The sequence below is a fragment of the Defluviimonas sp. D31 genome (genome assembly GCF_033436765.1).
Lineage (GTDB): Bacteria > Pseudomonadota > Alphaproteobacteria > Rhodobacterales > Rhodobacteraceae > Albidovulum.
Genome location: NZ_JAWQFN010000001.1, coordinates 571,971 through 593,269, shown reverse-complemented (window position 1 = coordinate 593,269; position 21,299 = coordinate 571,971). Strand labels below are relative to the sequence as shown.

General features: G+C 68.4%; 21 protein-coding genes, 1 tRNA gene and 1 pseudogene. 8 read left to right on the top strand and 15 right to left on the bottom strand.

Annotated elements, in window-relative coordinates; all coding sequences use genetic code 11:
• Window positions 1-2 precede the first annotated feature (2 nt).
• The 6 genes from R5H32_RS02865 to hutI all read right to left on the bottom strand — a co-directional run bounded on the left by R5H32_RS02865 (window position 3) and on the right by hutI (window position 7,632).
• Window positions 3-974: a threonine dehydratase gene (locus R5H32_RS02865; protein ID WP_318337169.1), complete on the bottom strand. Its 972-nt coding sequence runs from the start codon at window positions 972-974 to the stop codon at window positions 3-5.
• Between the two features lie 14 nt (window positions 975-988).
• Window positions 989-2,251, bottom strand: a complete 1,263-nt coding sequence (locus R5H32_RS02860) for a 3-deoxy-D-manno-octulosonic acid transferase (protein ID WP_318337168.1) — start codon at window positions 2,249-2,251, stop codon at window positions 989-991.
• Window positions 2,252-2,389: 138 nt separating this feature from the next.
• Window positions 2,390-4,078 carry a urocanate hydratase gene (hutU, locus tag R5H32_RS02855; RefSeq protein ID WP_318337167.1) on the bottom strand — a complete coding sequence of 563 codons (1,689 nt, stop codon included), beginning with the start codon at window positions 4,076-4,078 and terminating at the stop codon, window positions 2,390-2,392.
• Window positions 4,079-4,089: 11 nt separating this feature from the next.
• Window positions 4,090-4,893: an N-formylglutamate deformylase gene (hutG, locus tag R5H32_RS02850; RefSeq protein WP_318337166.1), complete on the bottom strand. Its 804-nt coding sequence runs from the start codon at window positions 4,891-4,893 to the stop codon at window positions 4,090-4,092.
• Window positions 4,890-6,428: a histidine ammonia-lyase gene (gene hutH / locus R5H32_RS02845; protein WP_318337165.1), complete on the bottom strand. Its 1,539-nt coding sequence runs from the start codon at window positions 6,426-6,428 to the stop codon at window positions 4,890-4,892. Before hutH ends, hutG begins: the two co-directional genes overlap by 4 nt.
• On the bottom strand, window positions 6,409-7,632 hold the full coding sequence (hutI, locus tag R5H32_RS02840) for an imidazolonepropionase (RefSeq protein ID WP_318337164.1): 1,224 nt from the start codon (window positions 7,630-7,632) through the stop codon (window positions 6,409-6,411). Before hutI ends, hutH begins: the two co-directional genes overlap by 20 nt.
• 86 nt (window positions 7,633-7,718) lie before the next feature.
• Between hutI and R5H32_RS02835 the strand changes: the two genes are divergently transcribed.
• Window positions 7,719-9,077, top strand: coding sequence for a formimidoylglutamate deiminase (locus R5H32_RS02835; protein WP_318337163.1), 1,359 nt, complete (start codon window positions 7,719-7,721; stop codon window positions 9,075-9,077).
• Between the two features lie 10 nt (window positions 9,078-9,087).
• Here R5H32_RS02835 and R5H32_RS02830 read toward each other — a convergent pair whose 3' ends face one another.
• Window positions 9,088-9,630 carry a HutD family protein gene (locus R5H32_RS02830; protein WP_318337162.1) on the bottom strand — a complete coding sequence of 181 codons (543 nt, stop codon included), beginning with the start codon at window positions 9,628-9,630 and terminating at the stop codon, window positions 9,088-9,090.
• Window positions 9,631-9,698: 68 nt separating this feature from the next.
• Here R5H32_RS02830 and R5H32_RS02825 point away from each other — a divergent pair, with 68 nt between their 5' ends.
• From R5H32_RS02825 to R5H32_RS02805, 5 genes and pseudogenes are all read left to right on the top strand, one after another.
• Window positions 9,699-10,409: a GntR family transcriptional regulator gene (locus R5H32_RS02825; RefSeq protein ID WP_318337161.1), complete on the top strand. Its 711-nt coding sequence runs from the start codon at window positions 9,699-9,701 to the stop codon at window positions 10,407-10,409.
• A gap of 144 nt (window positions 10,410-10,553) precedes the next feature.
• A pseudogene (locus tag R5H32_RS02820) lies at window positions 10,554-10,634 on the top strand (HNH endonuclease); the annotation flags it as partial.
• Between the two features lie 69 nt (window positions 10,635-10,703).
• The gene (locus R5H32_RS02815; RefSeq protein ID WP_318337160.1) at window positions 10,704-11,027 is read left to right on the top strand and encodes a toxin-activating lysine-acyltransferase; all 324 of its coding nucleotides are present in this window, start codon (window positions 10,704-10,706) and stop codon (window positions 11,025-11,027) included.
• An 87-nt stretch (window positions 11,028-11,114) separates the two neighbouring features.
• Window positions 11,115-11,822 (top strand): imm11 family protein, encoded by a 708-nt coding sequence (locus tag R5H32_RS02810; protein WP_318337159.1) that lies wholly within the window; start codon window positions 11,115-11,117, stop codon window positions 11,820-11,822.
• A 475-nt stretch (window positions 11,823-12,297) separates the two neighbouring features.
• On the top strand, window positions 12,298-13,254 hold the full coding sequence (locus R5H32_RS02805) for an agmatinase (protein WP_318337158.1): 957 nt from the start codon (window positions 12,298-12,300) through the stop codon (window positions 13,252-13,254).
• A 58-nt stretch (window positions 13,255-13,312) separates the two neighbouring features.
• Here the strand turns inward: R5H32_RS02805 and R5H32_RS02800 are convergent, their stop codons facing one another.
• The 5 genes from R5H32_RS02800 to R5H32_RS02780 all read right to left on the bottom strand — a co-directional run bounded on the left by R5H32_RS02800 (window position 13,313) and on the right by R5H32_RS02780 (window position 15,996).
• On the bottom strand, window positions 13,313-13,669 hold the full coding sequence (locus R5H32_RS02800; protein WP_318337157.1) for a RidA family protein: 357 nt from the start codon (window positions 13,667-13,669) through the stop codon (window positions 13,313-13,315).
• A 128-nt stretch (window positions 13,670-13,797) separates the two neighbouring features.
• Window positions 13,798-14,037, bottom strand: a complete 240-nt coding sequence (locus R5H32_RS02795) for a hypothetical protein (protein WP_264772089.1) — start codon at window positions 14,035-14,037, stop codon at window positions 13,798-13,800.
• A 49-nt stretch (window positions 14,038-14,086) separates the two neighbouring features.
• Window positions 14,087-14,160: transfer RNA gene (locus tag R5H32_RS02790), tRNA-Gly, on the bottom strand.
• A gap of 62 nt (window positions 14,161-14,222) precedes the next feature.
• The gene (locus tag R5H32_RS02785; RefSeq protein ID WP_318337156.1) at window positions 14,223-15,203 is read right to left on the bottom strand and encodes a zinc transporter ZntB; all 981 of its coding nucleotides are present in this window, start codon (window positions 15,201-15,203) and stop codon (window positions 14,223-14,225) included.
• A gap of 73 nt (window positions 15,204-15,276) precedes the next feature.
• The gene (locus R5H32_RS02780; protein WP_318337155.1) at window positions 15,277-15,996 is read right to left on the bottom strand and encodes an endonuclease/exonuclease/phosphatase family protein; all 720 of its coding nucleotides are present in this window, start codon (window positions 15,994-15,996) and stop codon (window positions 15,277-15,279) included.
• A 64-nt stretch (window positions 15,997-16,060) separates the two neighbouring features.
• Here R5H32_RS02780 and R5H32_RS02775 point away from each other — a divergent pair, with 64 nt between their 5' ends.
• Complete coding sequence (locus R5H32_RS02775; protein WP_318337154.1) at window positions 16,061-16,708, top strand: hypothetical protein; 648 nt, start codon at window positions 16,061-16,063, stop codon at window positions 16,706-16,708.
• Here the strand turns inward: R5H32_RS02775 and R5H32_RS02770 are convergent, their stop codons facing one another.
• On the bottom strand, window positions 16,709-18,133 hold the full coding sequence (locus tag R5H32_RS02770; RefSeq protein WP_318337153.1) for a protein adenylyltransferase SelO: 1,425 nt from the start codon (window positions 18,131-18,133) through the stop codon (window positions 16,709-16,711).
• Between the two features lie 57 nt (window positions 18,134-18,190).
• Window positions 18,191-19,129, bottom strand: a complete 939-nt coding sequence (locus R5H32_RS02765; protein ID WP_318337152.1) for a nucleoside hydrolase — start codon at window positions 19,127-19,129, stop codon at window positions 18,191-18,193.
• Between the two features lie 150 nt (window positions 19,130-19,279).
• Here R5H32_RS02765 and R5H32_RS02760 point away from each other — a divergent pair, with 150 nt between their 5' ends.
• The gene (locus R5H32_RS02760) at window positions 19,280-20,182 is read left to right on the top strand and encodes a hypothetical protein (RefSeq protein WP_318337151.1); all 903 of its coding nucleotides are present in this window, start codon (window positions 19,280-19,282) and stop codon (window positions 20,180-20,182) included.
• Window positions 20,183-20,297: 115 nt separating this feature from the next.
• On the opposite strand, the gene R5H32_RS02755 is transcribed toward R5H32_RS02760, so the two are convergent.
• Window positions 20,298-21,209 (bottom strand): Hint domain-containing protein, encoded by a 912-nt coding sequence (locus R5H32_RS02755; RefSeq protein WP_318337150.1) that lies wholly within the window; start codon window positions 21,207-21,209, stop codon window positions 20,298-20,300.
• Window positions 21,210-21,299 lie beyond the last annotated feature (90 nt).

The window sequence follows — 21,299 nt, the reverse complement described above, 5'->3', positions numbered from 1 at the left end:
TGTCACGGGGCGGGCGTGGTGCCGCCGAGGATAGCGGCAAAAGGCCCGGTGTCGATATTGCCGCCCGAAAGGATTATGCCCACCCGTCGGCCGCGCATCCTTTCGCCCTCCTGAAGGAGCGCGGCGAGCGCCGCCGCCCCGGCACCCTCGGCGACATTGTGGGTATCGGCGAAGAGGATCCGGACCGCAGCGGCCACCTCATCCTCGCTCACGGCGAGGATCCGGGCCGCGCCGGGTGCGTAGATGTCGAGCGCGGCCTGAACGGGAACCCGGACCGCCATCCCGTCGGCGAAGGTGCGGGCGCTTTCGGTCTCGACCGGCCGCCCGGCCTCGGCCGAGAGCTTCGCGCCGGCGGCCTCGGTCGAGACGACGCCGATCACCTCGGTCGACAGCCCGAGCGCGTCGCGCGCGGCGATAACGCCGCAGATGCCCGAGCCGCAGCCGATCGGGACATAGACGGCATCGAGCGGCGGGGCGGCGCGGAGGAACTCCAGCCCGTAGGTCGCGACGCCACGCACCAGTTCGGTGTGGAAGGGCGGCACGGGAAAGAGCCCCTCGGCCTCGGCCGCGCGCATCGCCTCCTCGCGGGCGGTGTCGAAATCCTCGCCGAATTCGCGCAGCTCGGCGCCGAAGGCGCGCATCGCGGCGTTCTTCTCGACCGAGTTGCCGCGGGGCACATAGACGACGGCGCGCAGGCCGGCCGCGCGGGCGGCGCGGGCCTGGGCCTGGCCGTGGTTGCCGCGTGTCGCGGTGATGATGCCAGGGCAGTCGGGATGGGTGCGCCGCAGCCAGTCGATGAAGGCGATCGCGCCGCGAGCCTTGAAGGCGCCGGTGGGCCCGTGGTTCTCGTGCTTGACCCAGACCTCGGCGCCGGTCCGCGCGGCGAGCTGGGGCCAGGCGTATTGCGGCGTCGGCGGCATGTGACGATGGACGAGGCGGGCGGCGTCCTCGATCTCGGGGAGCGTGAAGAGCATCGGTCTTTCCGGTTTCAGGAGGCGAGCGAGGGCAGGCCGGTGGCCTCCCCGAGCGCCGCGTAGAAGGGGTCGAGTGCCGCTCCGGCCGCGAGAGGCGCGAGGGCCGCGGTGGCGGCGGCGGCGAGCCGTGCCTGAGCCTCCCCGTCGGCAAGCGCGACGGTCGCGGCCGCGAGCTCGGAGGCGTTTGCGACCTCGATCGCGGCCCTGGCCGCGGTGAGCGCGGCATAGGCGGGAGCGGAGTTGGCGGTATCGGGGCCGTGCAGGATCGCCGAACCGTGGGCGGCGGGCTCGAACGGCGTGTGGCCGCCGCGGTCGACGAGCGATCCGCCGACGAAGGTCATCCCGGCGGCCTGGTACCAGAGGTCCATCTCGCCCATCGTGTCGGCAAGGTAGACCGGGGTGTCCCGGTCGGGCCGCGCGCCGCGCGAGCGGGTGGCGAAGGCAAGGCCGCGCGCGCGGATCAGCGCCTCGACGGCGTCGCGGCGGCGCGGATGGCGCGGCGCGAGGATCAGCGCGAGGCCGGGGATCTGCAGCCGCGCCGTGGCGAAGGCGTCGAGGACTGCCGCCTCCTCGCCCTCGTGGGTGGAGGCGGCGAGGAGCGTGGTCTCGCGCTGGAAAGGTAACGATTCCGATGTGTTGCGGGCGGTTGTTGCGGATTTTAGGTTCACGACCGGGCCGATCCGCGCGGAGGCAAGGCCGAGGTCGTGGAACCGGCCTTCGGATCCGGAATCCTGTGCCGAGAGATAGCGGATCGCGCCGAGGATCCGGGCGGTGAGGCCGCGCAGGCGGGTCCAGTTGCGGTAACTGCGCGCCGACATGCGGGCGCCGATCACGAAGACCGGGATGCCGCGCGCGGCGCAGGCGGTGAGGCGTTCGGGCCAGAGCTCGTTCTCGATGACCACGAGCGCGGCGGGCTGCCAGCGGTCGAGGAAGCGGCGGACCGCGCCGGGATAATCGAGAGGCGCGAGCGCGGCATGGAGGCGTGTCTGTTGCCAGCTTTGCGCGAGGGCGCGTCCGGTCTCGGTATTCGCGGTGACGAGGACCGACAGGTCCGGCGCGCGGGCGATGAGGGTGTCGATCACCGGCCGGGCCGATGCCAGCTCTCCGTTCGACGCGCCGTGGATCCAGATGAGCGGGGCTGCGCCGTCGCGCTCCGGCCCGCGCCCGAGCCGTTCGTCGAAGCTCTCGCGTGCAAGGCGGCCTGTCGCGACCGCGAGCCGCAGACGGAACGCGTAGAGCCGGAAGACGATCTGGGCGAGGAGGCGGTAGAGGAGCACGACGGGCCGGCCTTGTTGCGGTCGGGGCGGACTAGACCAGCCGCGGCGGGGCAAGGCAAGGGGTGTGCGAGCCCCGGCGGGAGCCGGGAGGGCGCTGCCCTCCCGGACCCTCCCGGGGTATTTTCGCAATGAAGAGGACTAGTTGCCTAGGATCGTCGGCAGTCTTAGCCCGTGGTCGCGGGCGCAGTCCATGGCAATGTCATACCCTGCGTCGGCATGGCGCCAGACGCCCGAGGCGGGATCGTTCCACAAGACACGTTCGAGGCGCTTGGCGGCCTCCGGTGTGCCGTCGGCGACGATCACGACGCCGGAATGCTGGGAAAAGCCCATGCCGACGCCGCCGCCGTGATGGAGGCTCACCCAGGTCGCGCCCGAGGCGGTGTTGACGAGCGCGTTGAGGAGCGGCCAGTCGGAGACGGCATCGGAGCCGTCCTTCATCGCCTCGGTCTCGCGGTTGGGCGAGGCGACGGAGCCGCTGTCGAGGTGGTCGCGGCCGATGACGACCGGCGCTTTCAGCTCTCCCGAGGCCACCATCTCGTTGAACATGAGCCCGGCGCGGTGGCGGTCGCCGAGGCCGATCCAGCAGATGCGGGCGGGGAGCCCCTGGAAGGCGATGCGCTCGGCCGCCATGTCGAGCCAGCGGTGGAGGTGCTGGTTCTCGGGGAAGAGCTTCTTCATCGCGGCGTCGGTCTTGGCGATATCCTGTGGGTCGCCCGAGAGCGCGCACCAGCGGAAGGGGCCGATGCCCTTGCAGAACAAGGGGCGGATATAGGCCGGGACGAAGCCCGGGAAGGCGAAGGCGTTCTCCAGCCCTTCTTCCTTCGCGACCTGGCGGATATTGTTGCCGTAATCGACGGTGGGCACGCCCGCCTCGTGGAACGCGACCATCGCGGCGACATGGGTCTTCATCGAGGCGCGGGCCTCGCGCTCGACCCGTTTCGGATCGCTCTCCTGCGCCGCGCGCCATTCGGCTACGCTCCAGCCGAGCGGCAGGTAACCGTGGACCGGGTCATGCGCCGAGGTCTGGTCGGTCACGATGTCGGGGCGCGGGCCGCCCGCCTTCATGCGCCGGGCAAGCTCGGGGACGATGTCGGCGGCGTTGCCGAGGAGGCCCACGGATTTCGCCTCGCCGGCCTTGGTCCATTTCTCGATCAGCGCGAGCGCTTCATCAAGCGTCTTGGCTTTCTCGTCCAGGTACCTGGTGCGCAAGCGAAAATCTATGCGCGTCTCGTCGCATTCGACGGCAAGGCACGAGGCGCCGGCGAAGACCGCCGCCAGCGGTTGCGCGCCGCCCATGCCGCCGAGGCCCGCGGTCAGGATCCACTTGCCAGTGAGGTCGCCACCGTAGTGCTGGCGGCCGGCCTCGGCAAAAGTCTCGTAAGTTCCCTGCACAATGCCTTGAGTGCCAATGTAAATCCACGATCCAGCCGTCATCTGGCCGTACATCATCAGGCCCTTGCGGTCGAGCTCGTTGAAATGCTCCCAGGTGGCCCAGTGCGGCACGAGGTTCGAGTTGGCGATGAGCACGCGGGGGGCGTCGGGATGGGTCTTGACGACCGCCACGGGGCGGCCGGACTGGACGAGGAGGGTCTCGTCGGCCTCGAGGTCCTTCAGCGTTGCGACGATGCGGTCGAAATCGCCCCAGCTGCGCGCCGCGCGGCCGATGCCGCCGTAGACGACGAGCTCGTGCGGGTTCTCGGCAACGTCGGGATGGAGGTTGTTCATCAGCATCCGGAGCGGCGCCTCGGTCTGCCAGCTCTTGGCGTTGAGCTCGGTGCCGGTGGGCGGGAAGATGTCGCGGGTGTTCTTGCGGTCGAGGTCGAGCATTGGGGCCTCCGTCAGATGAGAGCGCCCGAACGGGCGAGGCGGTCGAGATTGGTCAGGACCCGGCGCAAGGTGGCGCGGGTTGGCTGGGCGGTCGTGGTGCAGTAGCTCCAGGGCGCGGCCTCGTCGGCGAGATAGGCGCGCTGGGCAAGCTCCATCTGGATCGCGTGGACGCCGGTTTCGGGGCGGCCGTAGTGACGCGTGGTCCAGCCGCCCTTGAAGCGGCCGTTGATAACGGTGCCCGCGCCTTCGGTTTTCAGGCAGGGATCGGCGGTGCCGCATTGGATCCGGGCGGCGCAGGTCGCGCCGTTGTTCGTGCCAATGGAGAAGACCGGGAGCTTGCCCTCGAACAGGAACGGGATGGTCGACCTGATCGAATGGCAGTCATAGAGGATCGCCACGCCGTGGCGGGCCTTCACGCGGGCGATCTCTTCGACCAGCGCGGCGTGGTAGGGGGCGTGGAACGCGTCGCGGCGGGCGAGGATCTCGTCCTCCGACGGCTCCTGGCCCTCGGCCCAGATCGGGTTGCCGTCGAAATCCGTGACCGGGCAGAGACTCGTGGTGTTCTGACCGGGGTAGAGCGAGACACCCGCCGGGTCGCGGTTGGCGTCGATCGCGTAGCGGTGGACGTTGGAGCGCACGACCGTCGCGCCGTCGAGGAGACCGTCGTAGAGCCGCGTGATGTGCCAGTCCGTGTCGGCAAGCGAGCGGCCGTTCTCGTTGAGTCTTGCGGTCAGGTCATCGGGCAGCCAGGTCCCGCCATGCGGCTGGCCGAGCACGATGGGACTGTCGCCACGCTCCACTTCGAAGACGTTCATGCGGCGAGCTCCGGCAGGGCGATGCCCGCGGCGGCGGCGATCTCTCCGCTCGAGACGAGCCGCGCGGCGGTCTCGAGGTCGGGCGCGAGGTAACGGTCCTCGGCAAGGGGCGCGACGTCGCGGCGCAGCCGCTCGATGACGTCCTGCAGCGACCGCGAGGTCTTCAGCGGTGCGCGGAACTCGATGCCCTGCACGGCGCAGAGAAGCTCCACGCCGAGGATGCGGTCGAGGTTCTCGACCATGCGGCGGAGGCGCCGGGCGCCGTGGGCGGCCATCGAGACGTGATCCTCCTGGTTGGCGGAGGTGGGTGTGGAATCCGTCACCGTCGGATGGGCGAGGTGCTTGTTCTCGCTCATCAGCGCGGCCGTCGTGACCTCTGCGATCATGTAGCCCGAGTTGAGGCCGGGGTCGGGGGTCAGGAAGGGCGGCAGGTCATGGGAAAGCGTTGGATCCACCATCAGCGCGACGCGGCGCTGGGCGATGGCGCCGACCTCGGCAAGGGCCAGCGCGATCATGTCGGCGGCGAAGCCCACCGGTTCGGCGTGGAAGTTGCCGCCCGAGACGATCATCCCGGCCTCGGTGAGGACAAGCGGGTTGTCGGTCGCGGCATTGGCCTCGATCTCGAGCGTCCTTGCGGCCATGCGCAGGACGTCCATTGCCGCACCCGTGACCTGCGGCTGGCAGCGGATGCAGTAGGGGTCCTGCACGCGCGTGTCGCCCTCACGGTGGCTTTCGCGGATCTCGGAACCGTCGAGTAGGGCGCGCAGGAAGGCGGCGGATTCGATCTGGCCGGCATGGCCGCGCAGGGTGTGGATCTCAGGCTGCAGGGGCGCGGTGGAGCCCATGACTGCGTCGGTCGAGAGCGCCGAGGTGACGAGCGCGGCTTGCGCCGAGCGCCAGGCCTCGAAGAGACCGGCGAGCGCGAAGGCGGTGGAGAACTGGGTGCCGTTGATGAAGGCAAGGCCCTCCTTCGGCCCGAGCGGGATCGGGGAGAGGCCCGCTTTCGCAAGCGCCTCGGCGCCGGGCAGCACGCGGCCCTCGAACTCGGCCTCGCCGGCGCCGATCATCACCGCGGTCATATGGGCGAGGGGGGCGAGGTCGCCGCTGGCGCCGACGGATCCCTGCGCCGGGATCACCGGGGTGACGCCCTTCTCCAGCATGTTTTCAAGGAGTTCCACCAGTTCCCAGCGCACGCCCGAGGCGCCGCGGCCAAGCGAGAGAAGCTTCAGCGCCATCATCAGCCGGGCATGTGCGCGCGGGATCGCTGGACCCACGCCGCAGCAATGCGACAGGATCAGGTTGCGCTGCAGCGTCGCGGTATCCTTGGGCGCAACCCGGACCGAGGCGAGCTTTCCAAAGCCGGTGTTGACGCCGTAGACCGGTACGTCGCCGGCGGCGGCATCGGCGATGGCGGCAGCCGCGCGGTCCACCGCCGCTTTCGCGTCGCGGTGGAGGCGGGCGGGCAGTTCCTCGAAATAGAGCCTTGCGAGTTCCGCGAGGGTGACGGCGCCGGGTCTAAGCGAGAGGGATGTCAATCCAGCCTCCGATGATGCGCTGATGGAGAGGGTTGAAGCCGAAACGGTAGCTGAGTTCGGCCGGATGCTCGGCGTTCCAGACTGCGAAATCGGCACGCAGGCCCGGGGCGATCCTGCCCCGGTCGCTCAGGCCAAGGGCTTTCGCGGCGTTGCAGGTGGTCCCGGCCAGCGCCTCTTCCGGGGTCATGCGGAAGAGCGTGGCGGCCATGTTCATCGTCAGGAGCAGAGAGTTCAACGGCGAGGAGCCGGGGTTGAGGTCGGTCGCGACCGCCATCGGGACCCCGTGCTTGCGCAAGAGGTCGATCGGCGGGGCTTTCGTCTCGCGCAGCGTGTAGAAGGCGCCGGGCAGGATCACGGCGACGGTGCCGGCCTCCGCCATCGCCTTGACGCCGGCCTCGTCGAGGTATTCGAGATGATCGGCCGAGAGCGCGCCGTAGCCGGCCGCCATCGCCGCGCCGCCGAGGTTGGAAAGCTGTTCGGCATGGAGCTTCACCGGCAGGCCGAGCGCCCTGGCCGCGTCGAACACGCGGGCGATCTGGGCGGGCGTGAAGGCGATGCCCTCGCAAAAGCCGTCGACCGCGTCGACCAGCCCCTCGTCATGGGCGGCCTTGAGCGCGGGAAGGCATATCTCGGTAAGGTAGTCGTCGGGGCGGCTCTTGAACTGCGCCGGCACAGCATGGGCGCCGAGGAAGGTCGTCACCACCTCGACCGGGCGGAGTGCGGCCAGCCGTCGGGCGGCGCGGAGCATCCGGAGCTCGGTCTCGATGTCGAGTCCGTAGCCGGACTTGACTTCGATCAGCGCCACGCCCTCGGCGATCAGGGCGTCGACCCGGGGCAGGGCGGCGGCGATCAGATCCTCCTCGCTCGCCGCGCGGGTCGCGCGGACGGTCGAGACGATGCCGCCGCCGGCGCGGGCGACCTCCTCGTAGCTCGCGCCGTTGAGCCGCATCTCGAATTCGTTGGCGCGGTTGCCACCGTGGACGAGATGGGTGTGGCAGTCGATCAGCGCCGGCGTCACCAGCCTGCCGCCAAGATCGTGGCGCGGATAGTGCGCGACGGCCGCAGGGATTTCGTCGGCTTTGCCGGACCAGAGAATGCCATCGGGCGTGACCGCGATCGCGGCGTCATCGACCAGCCCGTAGGGCGCGTCGCCCGTCAGCGTCGCGGCGCGGCAGTTAAGGAAGAGGGCGTTGGGCTGTCGCATCAAGGATACCGGGTTTGGGCGAATTTGGTTGCCGACTCATGTTCTAGGCCAGTATAGCTAATATGTCTAGACATAAAGAGGCCGACATGATCTTTGCGAAACGTGCGCTACTGCCCGGGGGCTGGGGGCGGGATGTCCGGGTGACGGTGGCGGAGGGTCGGATTGCCGGGGTCGAGGCCGGCCGGTCGGCCGAGCCCGGCGATGCCGTTGTCGACACGCTCCTGCCCGCGCTGGCGAACCTGCATTCGCATGCGTTCCAGCGCGCGATGGCCGGGATGACCGAGTACCGGGCCGCGGGGCGCGAGAGCTTCTGGACCTGGCGCGACCTTATGTACCGGTTCCTCGACCGGCTCACGCCCGAGGATGTCGAGGCGATCGCGGCGATGGCCTTCGTCGAGATGCAGGAGGCCGGCTATGCCGCCGTGGGCGAGTTCCACTATGTCCATCACCAGCCGGGCGGCGCGCGCTACGCCGATCCGGCGGAACTGTCGGTGCGGATCCTCGCGGCGGCGGAGGCGACCGGCATCGGGCTCACGCATCTGCCGGTCCTCTACACCTACGGCGGCGCCGGGCGGCAGGCACTCGGCGGCGGCCAGCTGCGTTTCGGCAATGATCTTGACGGGTTCGCCGACCTCCTGGCTGAGGTGCGCCGCGCGGCGGGCGGCGCGGCGGCCGACACCCGCGTCGGGGTCGCACCGCATTCGCTGCGCGCGACCTGCCCGGAGGATCTGGCCGAGGTACCAGAACTCGCGGCGGGCGCGCCGATCCACATCCATATCGCCGAACAGCCGAAGGAAGTGACGGACATCTCCGACTGGCTCGGGGCGCGGCCGGTCGAATGGCTAATGGCGAACGCGCCGGTCTGCGCCGATTGGTGCGCGGTCCATGCGACCCACATGACCGCGGCCGAGACTTCGGCGCTGGCACTGAGCGGGGCCGTGGCGGGGCTGTGCCCGATCACCGAGGCCAATCTCGGGGACGGACCGTTCAACGGACCGGGTTGGATCGCCACCGGGGGCGCCTTCGGTGTCGGGTCGGATTCGAACGTGCGGATCTCCCTGACCGAGGAGCTCAGGACGCTCGAATACTCGCAGCGGCTGCGCGATCTGGAGCGCAACGTGATGGTGCCGGGGGCAGGGTCCGTCGGCGGGTTCCTCTACACCGAAGCCGCGCGCGGCGGCGCGCAGGCGCTGGGCCGGACGGCCGGGGCGATCGAGGCGGGGCTCTGGGCCGATCTGGTCGCGATCGACTCCGATCACCCTGCGCTCTGCGCTCTGAGCGAGGCGCAGCTTCTCGACGGGCTCTGTTTCGCGGCGTCGGACGCGGTGGTCACCGACCTCTGGTCCGCCGGGCGTCACCGGGTCCGGGACGGGCGGCACGTCGCGCGCGCGTCAGTCGCCGACACCTACCGCAAGGCCGTCGCCGGTCTCGTGGCGCGGCTCTAGGCGGGGCTGCTCAGATCCGGTCGAGTGTCGCGACGAGGGCCGGCGCGCCTTCGGCCACCGCGTTCGCGTCATGGTCGACGAGCGAAACCGCACCCTCGGGAAGGGAGGTGTCGCCAAGGCGGCAGCCCGGCCCGAGGCAAAGCAGCGCATGCAGGCGCCCCGGCGCAGCCCCGAGCGCGGATTCCGTTCCCGCGCCGAGCACGCGCACGGCGGCGCGGATGCGCCGGGGATCGTAGATCACGTTGAAATCGCGGACCGCGCCGGCGATCCGCGTGCAATCGGCCGGCAGGTCGCCCGGAAAGGCGAGCGGCGCGAGCGGCAGCGCCGAAAGCCGGCCCTCGGGCGTGTCGAGCAAAAGTCCCTCGCCTGCGATCACGGTGAGGATCCGGGCAAGGCCGGGAAAGGCCGAGAACGGCCCGTCCGAGCCAACCTCGGCGATCGACAGCCGCCACAGAAGCCGGCCCCGCTCCTCCTTCCGGGCGATCTCGTGCGTGATGCCGCCGCCGTTCTTCCACGGCTGCGTTTCGAAACCGGATGGCGGGATGAGTTGCATCGCTTGTGCTTTTCCTCAGTCAAAATGTCGATATGATTGGACAAATAACACAAGGATGGTTCCTGTCCATGAATGATGATCCGAGCGCCGGGATAACCAGCTACCGTGACGTGAAGGCAGCGATCCTGCGCCGGATCACAGAGGGCGGCTGGGCGCCCGGAACGCTCCTGCCGGGGGAGGTGGAGCTTGCCGAAAGCTTCGGGGTGGCGCGGGCGACGGTCAACCGGGCGATGCGGGAGCTGACTGACGAGGGGCTGCTGGAGCGCCGGCGCAAGGCCGGCACCCGGGTGCGGCCGATGCCGCTGCGCTCCGCGCGGTTCGAGATCCCCCTGGTACGCGCCGAGATCGAGGCGAGCGGCGCGACCTACCGCTACGCGCTGCTGTCGCGGGACGTGCGGCAGGCGCCCGTCTGGCTGCGCGCGCGTCTCGGCCTCGCCGAGGGCGCGCGGGCGCTGCATCTGGCCTGCCTCCATAGCGCTGACGGCGCGCCCTACCAGTTCGAGGACCGCTGGATCAGCCTCGTCGCGCTTCCCGCGGCCGAGGACGCCGACTTCACCGGGTCCGGCCCGAACGAATGGCTGGTGAAGGCTGTGCCCTATTCGGAGGTCGAGATCAGCTTCCTCGCCACCGCGGCGGACCCGCGGATCGCCGGCTACCTGTCTATGGAACCGGGCGAGCCGGTCTTCACCGCGGAGCGCACGACCTGGTGGGAGGGCAAGGGGATCACCCATGTGCGGCTGCATTTCGCGCGTGGCCACCGGATGACGACGCGCTACTGAGCGAGGAGCGGCGCCGGCATCAGCGAGGCCGGGTCCTGGAAGAGGGCGATCACCACCGGCGAGGCGAAGCAAAAGCGCCTTGCCGATCTGCGCCTCGAACTGGGTCAGAACGACCGAGAGCGCCGGCTGGGACACGCTCAGCGCGCCGGCCGGCGCTTCCCGCCGAACCATCTGCATGACAGCTGGGTCGATTTCCTCTACTGGGACGCCGAACTCGACGCCTGAGACGCGGCCGCATTTTTCTTTTGCAGAGGGAACCGTAGTTATCACAGAACGGGCAGTTCTGCTTCCTTGATGGAAGCGTCGGTTTCACCATCAGCGATCTGGGCCTCGGTTTCGGAGGAGGTGGACGCCAAGATCCGCGACCAGATCAAGGCGGGCACCTTCCCGGTGCGCCTCAAGCCCGAGGACTGGCAATCGGGCAACATCAACTGGCTTCTCGACGTCATTGCGCCGGACCGCAAGACGGCAGGACTGGTGATCGCCAATTTTCGCCAGGTGGTGAAGGAGGGCGAACTCCGCCTGCACCCCCATATCGCCGGGCTTGTGGAGAAGGAGATGCTGGCAAATATGGGCGCGGCGCGGGCCGGGATCGGTACGGACGGGGCGGCGGAGTGAGGGATGCTACGGGGCCCCGGGCTGGCATGATGGCGGCGTCGGGGCACCGCAATGGTACCCGGTTCGTAGCAGCAAAGGAGAGTTGAGATGGTCTGGGCAATGGAAAAGCCGTCAAGCTTCGGAGATTATTTTCCGGACGGAGACTATGTCGGTTGGCGTGAAGGTCTGGCGGAACATTTCAACCGGATGCCTGAGGCGGAGAGGGTCAAGTATGATAATCGTCCGCCAGAATACATTTTTCGTATTAGTGCCAAGTTTAAGTACGAGATTGGAGTACCTTTCGGCCTCAGCGCCCCCCTGACGCCGATCGAGCCGCACGAATGGCCGACCGAGTTGCGGACCGAGAAGAGCTACAAAACACTGGGATCGCTGATCCAGATGACCAATCGGTTTTTGGCCGTGGACACGCCGATGAAGGAGCTGATCGAACGGTTCGAACCGGGGGTCCATCTGTTCCATCCACTCAGGATCACCATGCCGCGCGGGCGCGACTATCCGGCCCCCTATCATATGCTGGTGATCGGCCGCTATTTGGATGCCTTCGTTCCGGAGAAAAGCGATGAAGGGTCGTGGGAGGATGCGAGCAGCGGTCCCTTCGTATTCTATCGTCGCACGACCAACAGTAAGAAATGCATCGAAGGCCTAGCGATATCAGCCTCGGCGACGGCCGGGGCGCATCTGTGGTCGGACCGGAAACTGCGGACGCCGGAAATCTTTCTGTCGGACGAACTCAGGGACGCGGCCATGGAAGCGGGGCTGCGGCTGCCGAAACACTACAAAGTCAAAGACGCCTGAAAACGGGCCGGGAAGGGAAGCAATGGGTTGGTTTTCGTCGCAGTGCCGACCGTTACCTGTGGCAAGGCTGGAACTTTTCACGTCCGACCTAGATCTGTTCCGAGCCCCTGTTTCTGCGCCTCAAGGAGCTTTGTCGGCGCGGTAGGGCAGCTGGCGACTATTGGGAAGTTCTAAGCCTCTGGATCAACAAGATCGACGAGACGGGCGAACTCTGGGATGCCGCGAAACAAGCCGCGCCTTGGCGCGACTGGGTACGGGCCCATCCCGATGAGGCAGAAGAACTGGGTTATCAACAACATCTTTGATTCGAACCACCTCTCTGCCGGCCCGAGGGGATTGCGACGAGCCTTTATCACCGGTCGAAGAGGTTCCTGGACGCCGGCAAGATGCGTAATACGGGCTCTCCCGTGGAAAGAGGCAGCTTTACCTTTGGAGCGCGCCGGTTAAGCTCGCGGTCGGCAACAGGGGAGCGGCCATGAGCGATCGATTTTTCCACCCGGTATCCGGCATGGAGATGCCGCGCTTCGCGGGCATTCCGACCTTCATGCGGCTGCCGCATGTGCCCTTGGACCACCCGCGCGCGGGCGAGGTGCAGATCGGACTTGTCGGCCTGCCCTGGGACGGCGGCGTCTCGAACCGGGCCGGGCCGCGCCACGGGCCGCGCCAGCTTCGCGACGCCTCGACGATGATCCGCGCGCAGCACGCCGTGAGCGGGATGCGCCCGTTCGAAGCCGCGAACTGCGCCGATCTCGGCGATGTCGGGCCGAATCCGGTCGACAACCCCGACACGCTCAGGCGGTTCGAGACCTATTTCACCGGGCTGAAGGCGCGCGGCATCCGGCCGCTGGTCGCGGGCGGCGATCACCTCTGCACGCTGCCGGTGCTGCGCGGCATCGCGAAGGACGCGCCGCTCGGTCTTGTGCATTTCGACAGCCATACCGACCTCTTCCCGGCTTATTTCGGCGGCACCACGCTCACGCACGGCAACCCGTTCCGCTCGGCGGTGGAGGAGGGGCTGCTCGATCCCGCGCGGATGATCCAGATCGGCATCCGCGGCACGATGTACGACAGCGAGGATCGCGACTTCGCCAAGGCGCACGGGATCCGCATCGTCACGATCGAGGAATTCTTTGACCGCGGGGTCAAGGATGTGATGGCGGAGGCGCGCGCGATCGTCGGGACGAAGCCCGCCTACATGTCCTACGACATCGACTTCGTCGATCCCTCGGTCGCGCCGGGAACCGGCACGCCGGAATGGGGCGGGCCGGGCGCCTACGACGCGATCCGCGTGGTGCGCGAATGCGCCGGGCTCAACATCGTCGGCGCCGATCTCGTCGAGGTGTCGCCGCCGGTCGATCCGACCGGCGGCACAGCCTGGCTTGGCGCCTCGCTGATGTTCGAGATGCTCTGCCTCATGGTCGCGGCCCTCTGAGCCGGCCTGTTTTTTCGCAGAAAAAATGCCGATTTTTCGGCGAAAAATCGGACGCCGCTCAGGCCTGCGCGGCGGTGATGATGATCTCGACCAGATAGTCCGGCGTGGCGAGCTTGGCTTCGCCGGTCGCGCGGGCGGGGGCATGGCCCTTCGGAACCCAGGCGTCCCAGACCGCGTTCATCGCGGCGAAGTCGGCCTTGATGTCCGCGAGCCAGATCTGCGCGCGCAGGATCCGGGTCTTGTCCGAGCCGGCGAGTGACAGAAGCCGGTCGATCTCGGCCACGCAGTCGCGGGTCTGCTGAGTGGCATCGCCGCCCGGCTCGCCGACGACGCCGGCGAGGTGGATCACGCCGTTGTGGATGACCGCATTCGACATGCGGGTTTCGGTCTCTAACCTGACGATCTCGGTGCTCATTCCTTCGGTCCTTTGCTGGGGCAGTCGCGCATCGATCCCTAGCGTCTCGGCGGGCGGAAGGAAACCGAAACCATCGTCCCCGCCACCAGAGCGGCAGCGGGTCCGTCCGGCAATGCGGTCAGGTCTTGTCAGCCGCCGAGCAGCGCCAGCGCCGCGTTGAGGTCAGCGACCGAAGCGTCGTGGTCGCCCGCCTCATGCGCGGCCTTGCCGGTCTCGTAGAGCGCCATGACCTCGGCCTTGGTCGCGTCGTCGGCGGTGGAGGCGGCCAGCGCCTCGTCGATCTGGGCCATGATCGAGGGGCATTGAGCCGCGAAAGCCGCGCCGGAACCGGCGAGAACGATGGCTGCTGCAAGGATCGTGGTTTTCATCTGAATCTCCCTTGGTTGATAGGTTGGTTGAACCGGTCGTCACAAGGATTGGAGCGGGTGAAGGGAATCGAACCCTCGTATTCAGCTTGGGAAGCTGCTGCTCTACCATTGAGCTACACCCGCGTAGATCGTTGATTAGCGCGGGTAATGGGATGTGGCAAGGGGGAAGCGGGCTGCAGCGCGCTTCAGAACCAGTTCCGCCAGCGCAAGGTGATCCACAGACCGAGCCCGAGGAGGATCATCGCCAACGAGAGCGTCGCGAAGGCCCAGGGCCACACCGTGCCCGGAATGCCCGCGACGTTCATGCCGAAAAGCCCGGTGAGGAAGCTCAGGGGAAGGAACACCACCGCCACGACCGACAGGATGAACCCGTTGCGGCCGAGCCGCGCGGTCTGCAGGCTGTCGATATGCGTGCGCAGCGCCGTGAGCCGGTCGCGGACCGTGTCGAGTTCCTCGACCGCGCGGGTGGTGCGGTTCGCGGCATGGCGCAGGGCGTAGCGGCTGGGGCTGGTGAGGAAGGCGGCCTCGATTCCCGCGAGCCGGCTCAGCGCCTCACGCTGCGGGGCGATGTGGCGGCGCAGCTTGATCACCGAGCGCGCGAGCCGGGCGATTTCGGTGGTGTGGGCGGCGAGGGCGTCCGACTGATCGTCGAGAAGCGCCTCCTCGATCCCGTCCAGAAGATCCTCGCGCGCCGACGAGGCGGTCTCGATCCGCTCGGTGACGAGGTCGGCGAGGCGGGCGACGAAGGCGGCGGGAGAGGCGGTGGCCCGGCCCTCGGCGATCTCGCGCCGGAGGTCGTCCATCGGAAAGACCCGCCGGAGCCGCGCGGTCACCACGAGGTTCGCCCGGATCCAGAGCCGGAGCGAGACCATGTCCTCTTCGGCCTGGCCGGGGTTGAGGTTCATCCCGCGCAAGGTGACGAGCAGCCCGTCGCCGATCGCGTCGCAATGCGGCCGGGTCTCGGCCTGCAGGAGCGCCGCGCGCACCGGCGCGGGCAGGTGCTCGGCGCTCCAGGCGACGAAGCCGGGATCGGTGCGTTCGAAATGCATCCAGCGCCAGGCCGCGTCGGGGGCGGGCTCCGCGGCGGGCCAGGGATCGGACAGGGCGCGCGCCGTGCCGTCGGGCAGGATGTCGTAGGCGGCGATCGGGGTGAGCGTCTGTGTCACGGTCCGTTCCTCGGGATTGCCGCGATGCTGGCCTTGAACCGCGCCGAGCGCAATCGGGTTTCGGGTGGCATGGTCAGTTCGGCACGGCGTCGGGCGGCGGCGGGTCGATCCGCAGGTCGGCCCAGACCGGCAGATGGTCCGAGGCGATCCGGGCCGGCGCGGCGGCATGGACGGCTGCATCCACGAGATGCAGGCCGGGGCCTAGCGCGATCCGGTCCAGTGGCGCGATCGGGCGCGCGGCGGGAAAGCTTGGCCCGGGCGCGTGGAGGCGAAACTCGGGCGCCAGCGCCTCGCCACTGCCGCGCGCCGACCAGTCGTTGTAATCGCCGAGGATCGCGGTCGGCATTGCCCGGCGGCGGCCGATCGCGGCGCGGATCGCGGCGATCTGCATCGTTCGGTAGCGCCGGATCAGCCCGAGATGGACGCCGACGACGCGGATCGCCCCCGCCGTCGTCTCCGCCTCGAGGAGGACCGCGCCGCGCGGCTCCAGCCCCGGCAGGGCGATGCGCCGAAGCGCCGTGACCTCGATCGGCCGGCGCACGAGGATCGTCTGGCCGTGCCAGCCGAGGCTCGGCCCGTCGAGGGCGAAGGGTGGCGCGGTGAAATCCGTCTCGCGCTCGATCAGCCGGTGCGGCAACGCGGCGGGGCGTGGTGCGAGCCGGTGGTCGACCTCCTGCAGCGCGAAGATGTCGGCGCCGACCGCGTTGATCACGGAAAGCACCCGGCGCGGCAGCCGGCGCCGGTCGAGCCCGAGGCACTTGTGCACGTTGTAGGAGGCCAGGCGCAGCATCATTCCCTCGTTCGGTGCGAACAAATGTGGGCTTGAAGCGGTAATTTCGCAATCCTAGATTGAACTTATGTGGATGCGCCGCCTCCGCCGCCAGCCCTTGGTCGTCCAGGCGATCTGGACCGTCCTGGCCGTGGCCTGCCTCGCGGCGCTCGTGACCGGGCGCTGGTATCTCGCCTTCGTTTCGGTCGCGACGATCATGCTGTCGCTCCTGCCGGTGCTCTTTCAGGACCGGTTCGGCATCCGCCTGCCGATGCGGTTCCTGGCCTGGATCGTGATTTTCGTCTTCGCCACGATCTTCCTTGGCGAGGCGTTCGACTTTTATAACTGGCTTTGGTGGTGGGACGTCGTGCTTCATGGAAGCTCGGCCGTGGCCCTAGGCCTCGTGGGCTTCCTCTTCGTCTTCATGCTCTTCGAGGGCGACCGCTACGCTGCGCCGGCCTGGGCGGTGGCCTTCGTCAGCTTCTGTTTCGCGCTGTCGGTCGGGGCGATGTGGGAGGTGTTCGAGTTCGCGATGGATCAGATCTTCGGGCTGAACATGCAGAAATCCGGGCTCATGGACACGATGTGGGACCTCATCGTCGACATGATCGGCGCGGGCATCGGCGCGTTCGCGGGCTTTCTCCACCTCAAGGGGATTGAGCTCGGCGGGCTGACCGGCGTGCTGCAGGAGTTCATCCAGAAGAACCGGCGGTTCTTCCGCAAGTTCCGCCGCTGATCAGGTGCCGCAGAAGGTGCGCCGGACGACCTCGTCGGGCTTGGGTGCGTCCCGGTAGGCGGACGCCTCCGGCTGGTCGTCGAACGGTGTCGCGAGGATCGCGTTCAGCCGGTGGAACGGCGCGAAATCCCCGGCGACGGCGGCGCGGATCGCCTCTTCGACGCGGTGGTTGCGGGGAATGAAGGCCGGGTTGGCGGCGCGCATCACGGCCTCGGAGTCGGCCTTGCGGGCGAGCCGCGCCTGCCAGCCCTCGGCCCAGACTTCGAAGGCCATCGGGTCGGCAAATTCGGCCGCTGCGGTGCCGTCGGTCAGGCCGCGGAAGGTGCGGGTGAAATCGGCCGCGTTCTCGGCCATCAGGGTCAGGAGCGCCTCGATCAGCCTGGCGTCGCCCTCCTCCTCCGTTCGAAGCCCGATCTTGGCGCGGAAAAGCGTTAGCCATTCTTTCCGGTAGATCACGCCGAAACGGTTGATCGCGGTGGTGGCGGCCTCGATCGCGGGCTCGAGTTCGCCCATCAGCGGCAGCAGGCAGGAGGCGAACTGCGCGAGGTTCCAGACCGCGATTTGCGGCTGGTTGCCGTAGGCGTAGCGCCCGAACTGGTCGATCGAGGAAAAGACCTTGCCCGGATGGTAGGCATCCATGAAAGCGCATGGCCCGTAGTCGATGGTCTCGCCCGAGATGGCCATGTTGTCGGTGTTCATCACGCCGTGGATGAAGCCGAAGCTCATCCATTTCGCGATGAGTCGCGCCTGCGCCGCTGTCACCGCCTCGATCAGCGCGAGCGGTCCCTCGGCGCCGGGGTAGTGGCGCTCGATGACGTGATCGGTGAGGAGCCGGAGCGCCTCGGTATCCTCGCGCGCGGCGAAATACTGGAAGGTGCCGACGCGGATATGGCTCGCCGCGACGCGGGCGAGGACGGCGCCGGGGAGCGCGGTCTCGCGCCAGACCGTCTCGCCGGTCGTCACCGCGGCGAGGGCGCGGGTCGTCGGCACGCCGAGTGCGGCCATCGCCTCGGAGACGATGTATTCGCGGATCACCGGGCCGATCCAGGCGCGGCCGTCGCCCCGGCGCGAGAACGGGGTCTGGCCGGAGCCCTTGAGCTGCAGGTCGAAGCGCCGCCCGCCGGGCGCGACGATCTCGCCCAGAAGGATCGCGCGGCCGTCTCCGAGCTGCGGCACCCAGCCGCCGAACTGGTGGCCGGCATAGGCCTGGGCGAGTGGGGCCGCGCCCGTGGGCGTAGCGTTTCCGGCGAAGGCGGCGATGCCCTCGGGCGTCGCGAGCATAGAGGCGTCGAGCCCGAGCTCGGCCGCGAGCCGCTCGTTCACCGCGATCAGGCCGGGTTCCGCGACCGGCACCGGGTCCTGGCGCACGAAGAAGCGGTCCGGCAGCCGGGCATAGGAATTGTCGAAGGGCAGGGTCAGGGTCATGCGCGTTCCTCGCCCCCTAGATAGGCATGGCGACGAGGCAGGGGAAGCCCGCCGTGATCAGAGCCGCCCGATGCGTTCGGTCAGGAGCGCGAAGAAGCCCTCGGCATCGACATCGCCGATGAACATCGCATTGGCCTCGCGGCCCGAGACCCGCCACCAGTCTGCGACCGTCATGCCGGCGGTGAAGCGGCCTTCAAGCTCGATCTCCACGTTGACGTGGCGGCCCGAGAAGAGGTCGGGTTCGATCAGATAGGCAATGGTGCAGGGGTCGTGGAGCGGGGCGCCTTCGGAGCCGTATTTCGCCATGTCGAAGCGCTCGAAGAAATCCGTCCAGCTCGCCACCGCGTGGCCGACCCGGGTGCCGAGGTTACGGAACGCCTCGACCCGCGCCCTTGTGGTCAGCGCCTTGTGGGTGACGTCGAGCGGCATCACCACGAGCGGCACGCCGGACTTGAAGACGATGCTCGCGGCCTCCGGGTCGACATAGATGTTGAACTCGGCCGCCGGCGTCACGTTGCCGACCTCGAAATAGGCACCGCCCATCAGCACGATCTCGGCAACCCGCTCGATGATGTCGGGCGCCTTCTGGAAGGCGGTGGCGATGTTGGTGAGCGGGCCGATCGGGCAGAGCGTGACTGTGCCCGGCGCCTCCTCCCGCAGGGTCTCGATCAGGAAGTCGACTGCGTGGCCTTCGGCCAGCGGCATCGCGGGATCGGGCAGGGCGATCCCGTCGAGACCGGTCTTGCCGTGAACATGCTCGGCGGTGACGAGTTGTCGGGTAAGCGGTGCCTCGCAGCCGGCGAAGACGCGGATGTCGCTCCGACCGGCGAGCTCGCAGACGACCCGCGCGTTCTTCGAGGTGAGCGCGAGCGGCACGTTGCCCGCGACCGTGGTAAGCCCGAGCACCTCCAGTTCGGGCGAGGCGAGTGCCAGCAGGATCGCCACCGCGTCATCCTGGCCGGGGTCCGTGTCGATGATGATCTTGCGTGCGCCCATGGCCGTTCCTCCGCTATCCGGGGCCGAGACTGGCGCGGTGTTGCTGTCTTGTCCAGATTGGTCAACCGTCCAATCCACAACCGGAAAAAGTCCAACCTTCGCCATATTTAGTCGCCAGTCTGGAAACGATCCGTGGGAAAGGCCGACATCATGCAGGCTCCAACCAGCGATATCGTGGTCCATGCCGGCGCGCATTGCTGCGGCGCCGAAGAGTTTCAGAGATTTCTTGGCGCAAATCGCGCGGCACTGGCCGCGGCCGGCTACGATCTGGCCTATCCGGGCCGGGGCGGTGCGGCGGGCGGCACCTTCGACTGCGCATTTCCCGAGCCGCGCCATCAGGGCATCGCGCTCGACGAGATCGTCGATGTGATCAAGGCGGCTCTCGCAGACCTTGGCGCGGAGGGGCGCGGTCTTATCCTGTCGGAGCATGACCTTGCCGGGCACATGGCACCCCTCCTTGGCGGGCGCTTCTATCCGGCGGCGCTGAAGCGGGCCGAGGCGTTGCGGCGGGCGCTTGGCCGGCCGGTCGACCGCCTCGTCATCGTGATCCGTCCGTACGAGGCGCTTTTTGCCTGCGCCTGGCGCCGGTTCGCGCTCGACCGGCAGATGGAGCCCTTCGCAGAGTACATTCCGGCGATGGCGGGTTTTTCCGGCGGCTGGACCGAGACGGTGACGGCGCTGCGCGACGGTCTCGAGGCGGGCAGGGTGACGGTGCTCGTCGGTCAGCAACACCCGACCGACCTCATCGCGCATCTCGTGCCCGGTTTGCGGCTCGCCGATCCGGTGGTGCTGCCCGAGGCACCGGCGGTCACCGACAGCGCCATTGCGATGATCCAGCGCCACTACGGCCAGGGCGCCCGCTTCGCGGCGGGGCAACGCGACCGGATTCTCGCCTTCCACGCAAACCAGCCGCAGCTCACGACCGGGACGGGTTTCGCAGCGCCTCAGCTCGCCGCTCTGCGTGCCCGCTACGCGGAGGATCTCGACCGGATTGCCGGGCTTGCCGGGGTCGATCTCGTCGCCGGCGCGCTTCCGGCAGTGGCGGCGGAATAGCGGGACCGCACCCCTGTTCTGGCTCGGATTGGGGGGCTCCAGATCATGCAAAAAGCCTGCGTCCGGCACGGAGCCGGCTGGCGTGCCGCGACGCGTGGACGAGCCGCTTGCCGCTTCAGCGCATCAGCGCCACGAGGGCGGCTTCCCTACGCGTGAGGCAGTTCCGCGCAAGGGCAAGACCGTCACGATCCGCAAGGCTTTCGGCTTCGGGAAAGAGCCGTCTCAGTTCCGCCACGTCCTCCCGGTCCAGCGACCGAATGGCCACGTTTCCGAGATGAAGCGACTCGCTTGCCAGCCCGTTGGAGTGGATGATCTCGTGGCGATCGAAGATGAGGTGGAAGTACGTCACCGGACCGGGGGTGTCCTCGCGTACGACACTGTGGTCGTTGACCAGGTGCACGGCATGGGCGAACGCTTCCTCGGCGCCGAAATGGAGCTCTATGTCCCAGCCGCCGATCAGGATGCGGTGGAAGGGCGAAACCAGAAGATCCGTATGCGGCCGCCCGGCGCCGAACGCGCCCGCCTTGATGCGCACCGGTCGCAGCGTCGGCTCCGCAGCAAGGCGCCGCGCGCCTATCTCCCGCCGCAGGATGTGCCGAATCGGCGCGGCCGCTCCGTCGACCGTCAGGACCCTGTCGCCCACGCCAAGCGTCTCGATCGGGCGCTCGCCGTCCGTGGTCGCGATCAGCGTGCCTTTGACGAAGCAGGGCACGGCGTTCTCGTCGATCGCGACCGTAACCGACAGGGTGTCGGTATTACCCTGACCGCCACCGCGGTGTACCGCGGTGACCGCCACGCTCAAGTTGACGCCGCCGGGCGGAATGTTGGCGCCCGGTAACAGCGTGACAGTCAGGACGCCGGTCTGGCTGATCGACACGCTGTAGTCGCCCGGGGAAAGCGCGCCGTCCGATATCACCGTGACAGACCAACTCGCGGGCAGTTTCGTCGCCGTGTAGTTCGCCACGACCTGGGTCTGGCCGGGGCCGATGCTTAGTGTGGGGCTTCCGATTACCTGCTGCGTAGCCATTTCGGTTCTGTTTTTCGATCAGCTTCGAGGTCAAACTGAAGTCGAAATGTGGCGACAATGTGTCAGGCGTCTTGCTGCGTTCGCGGCCGA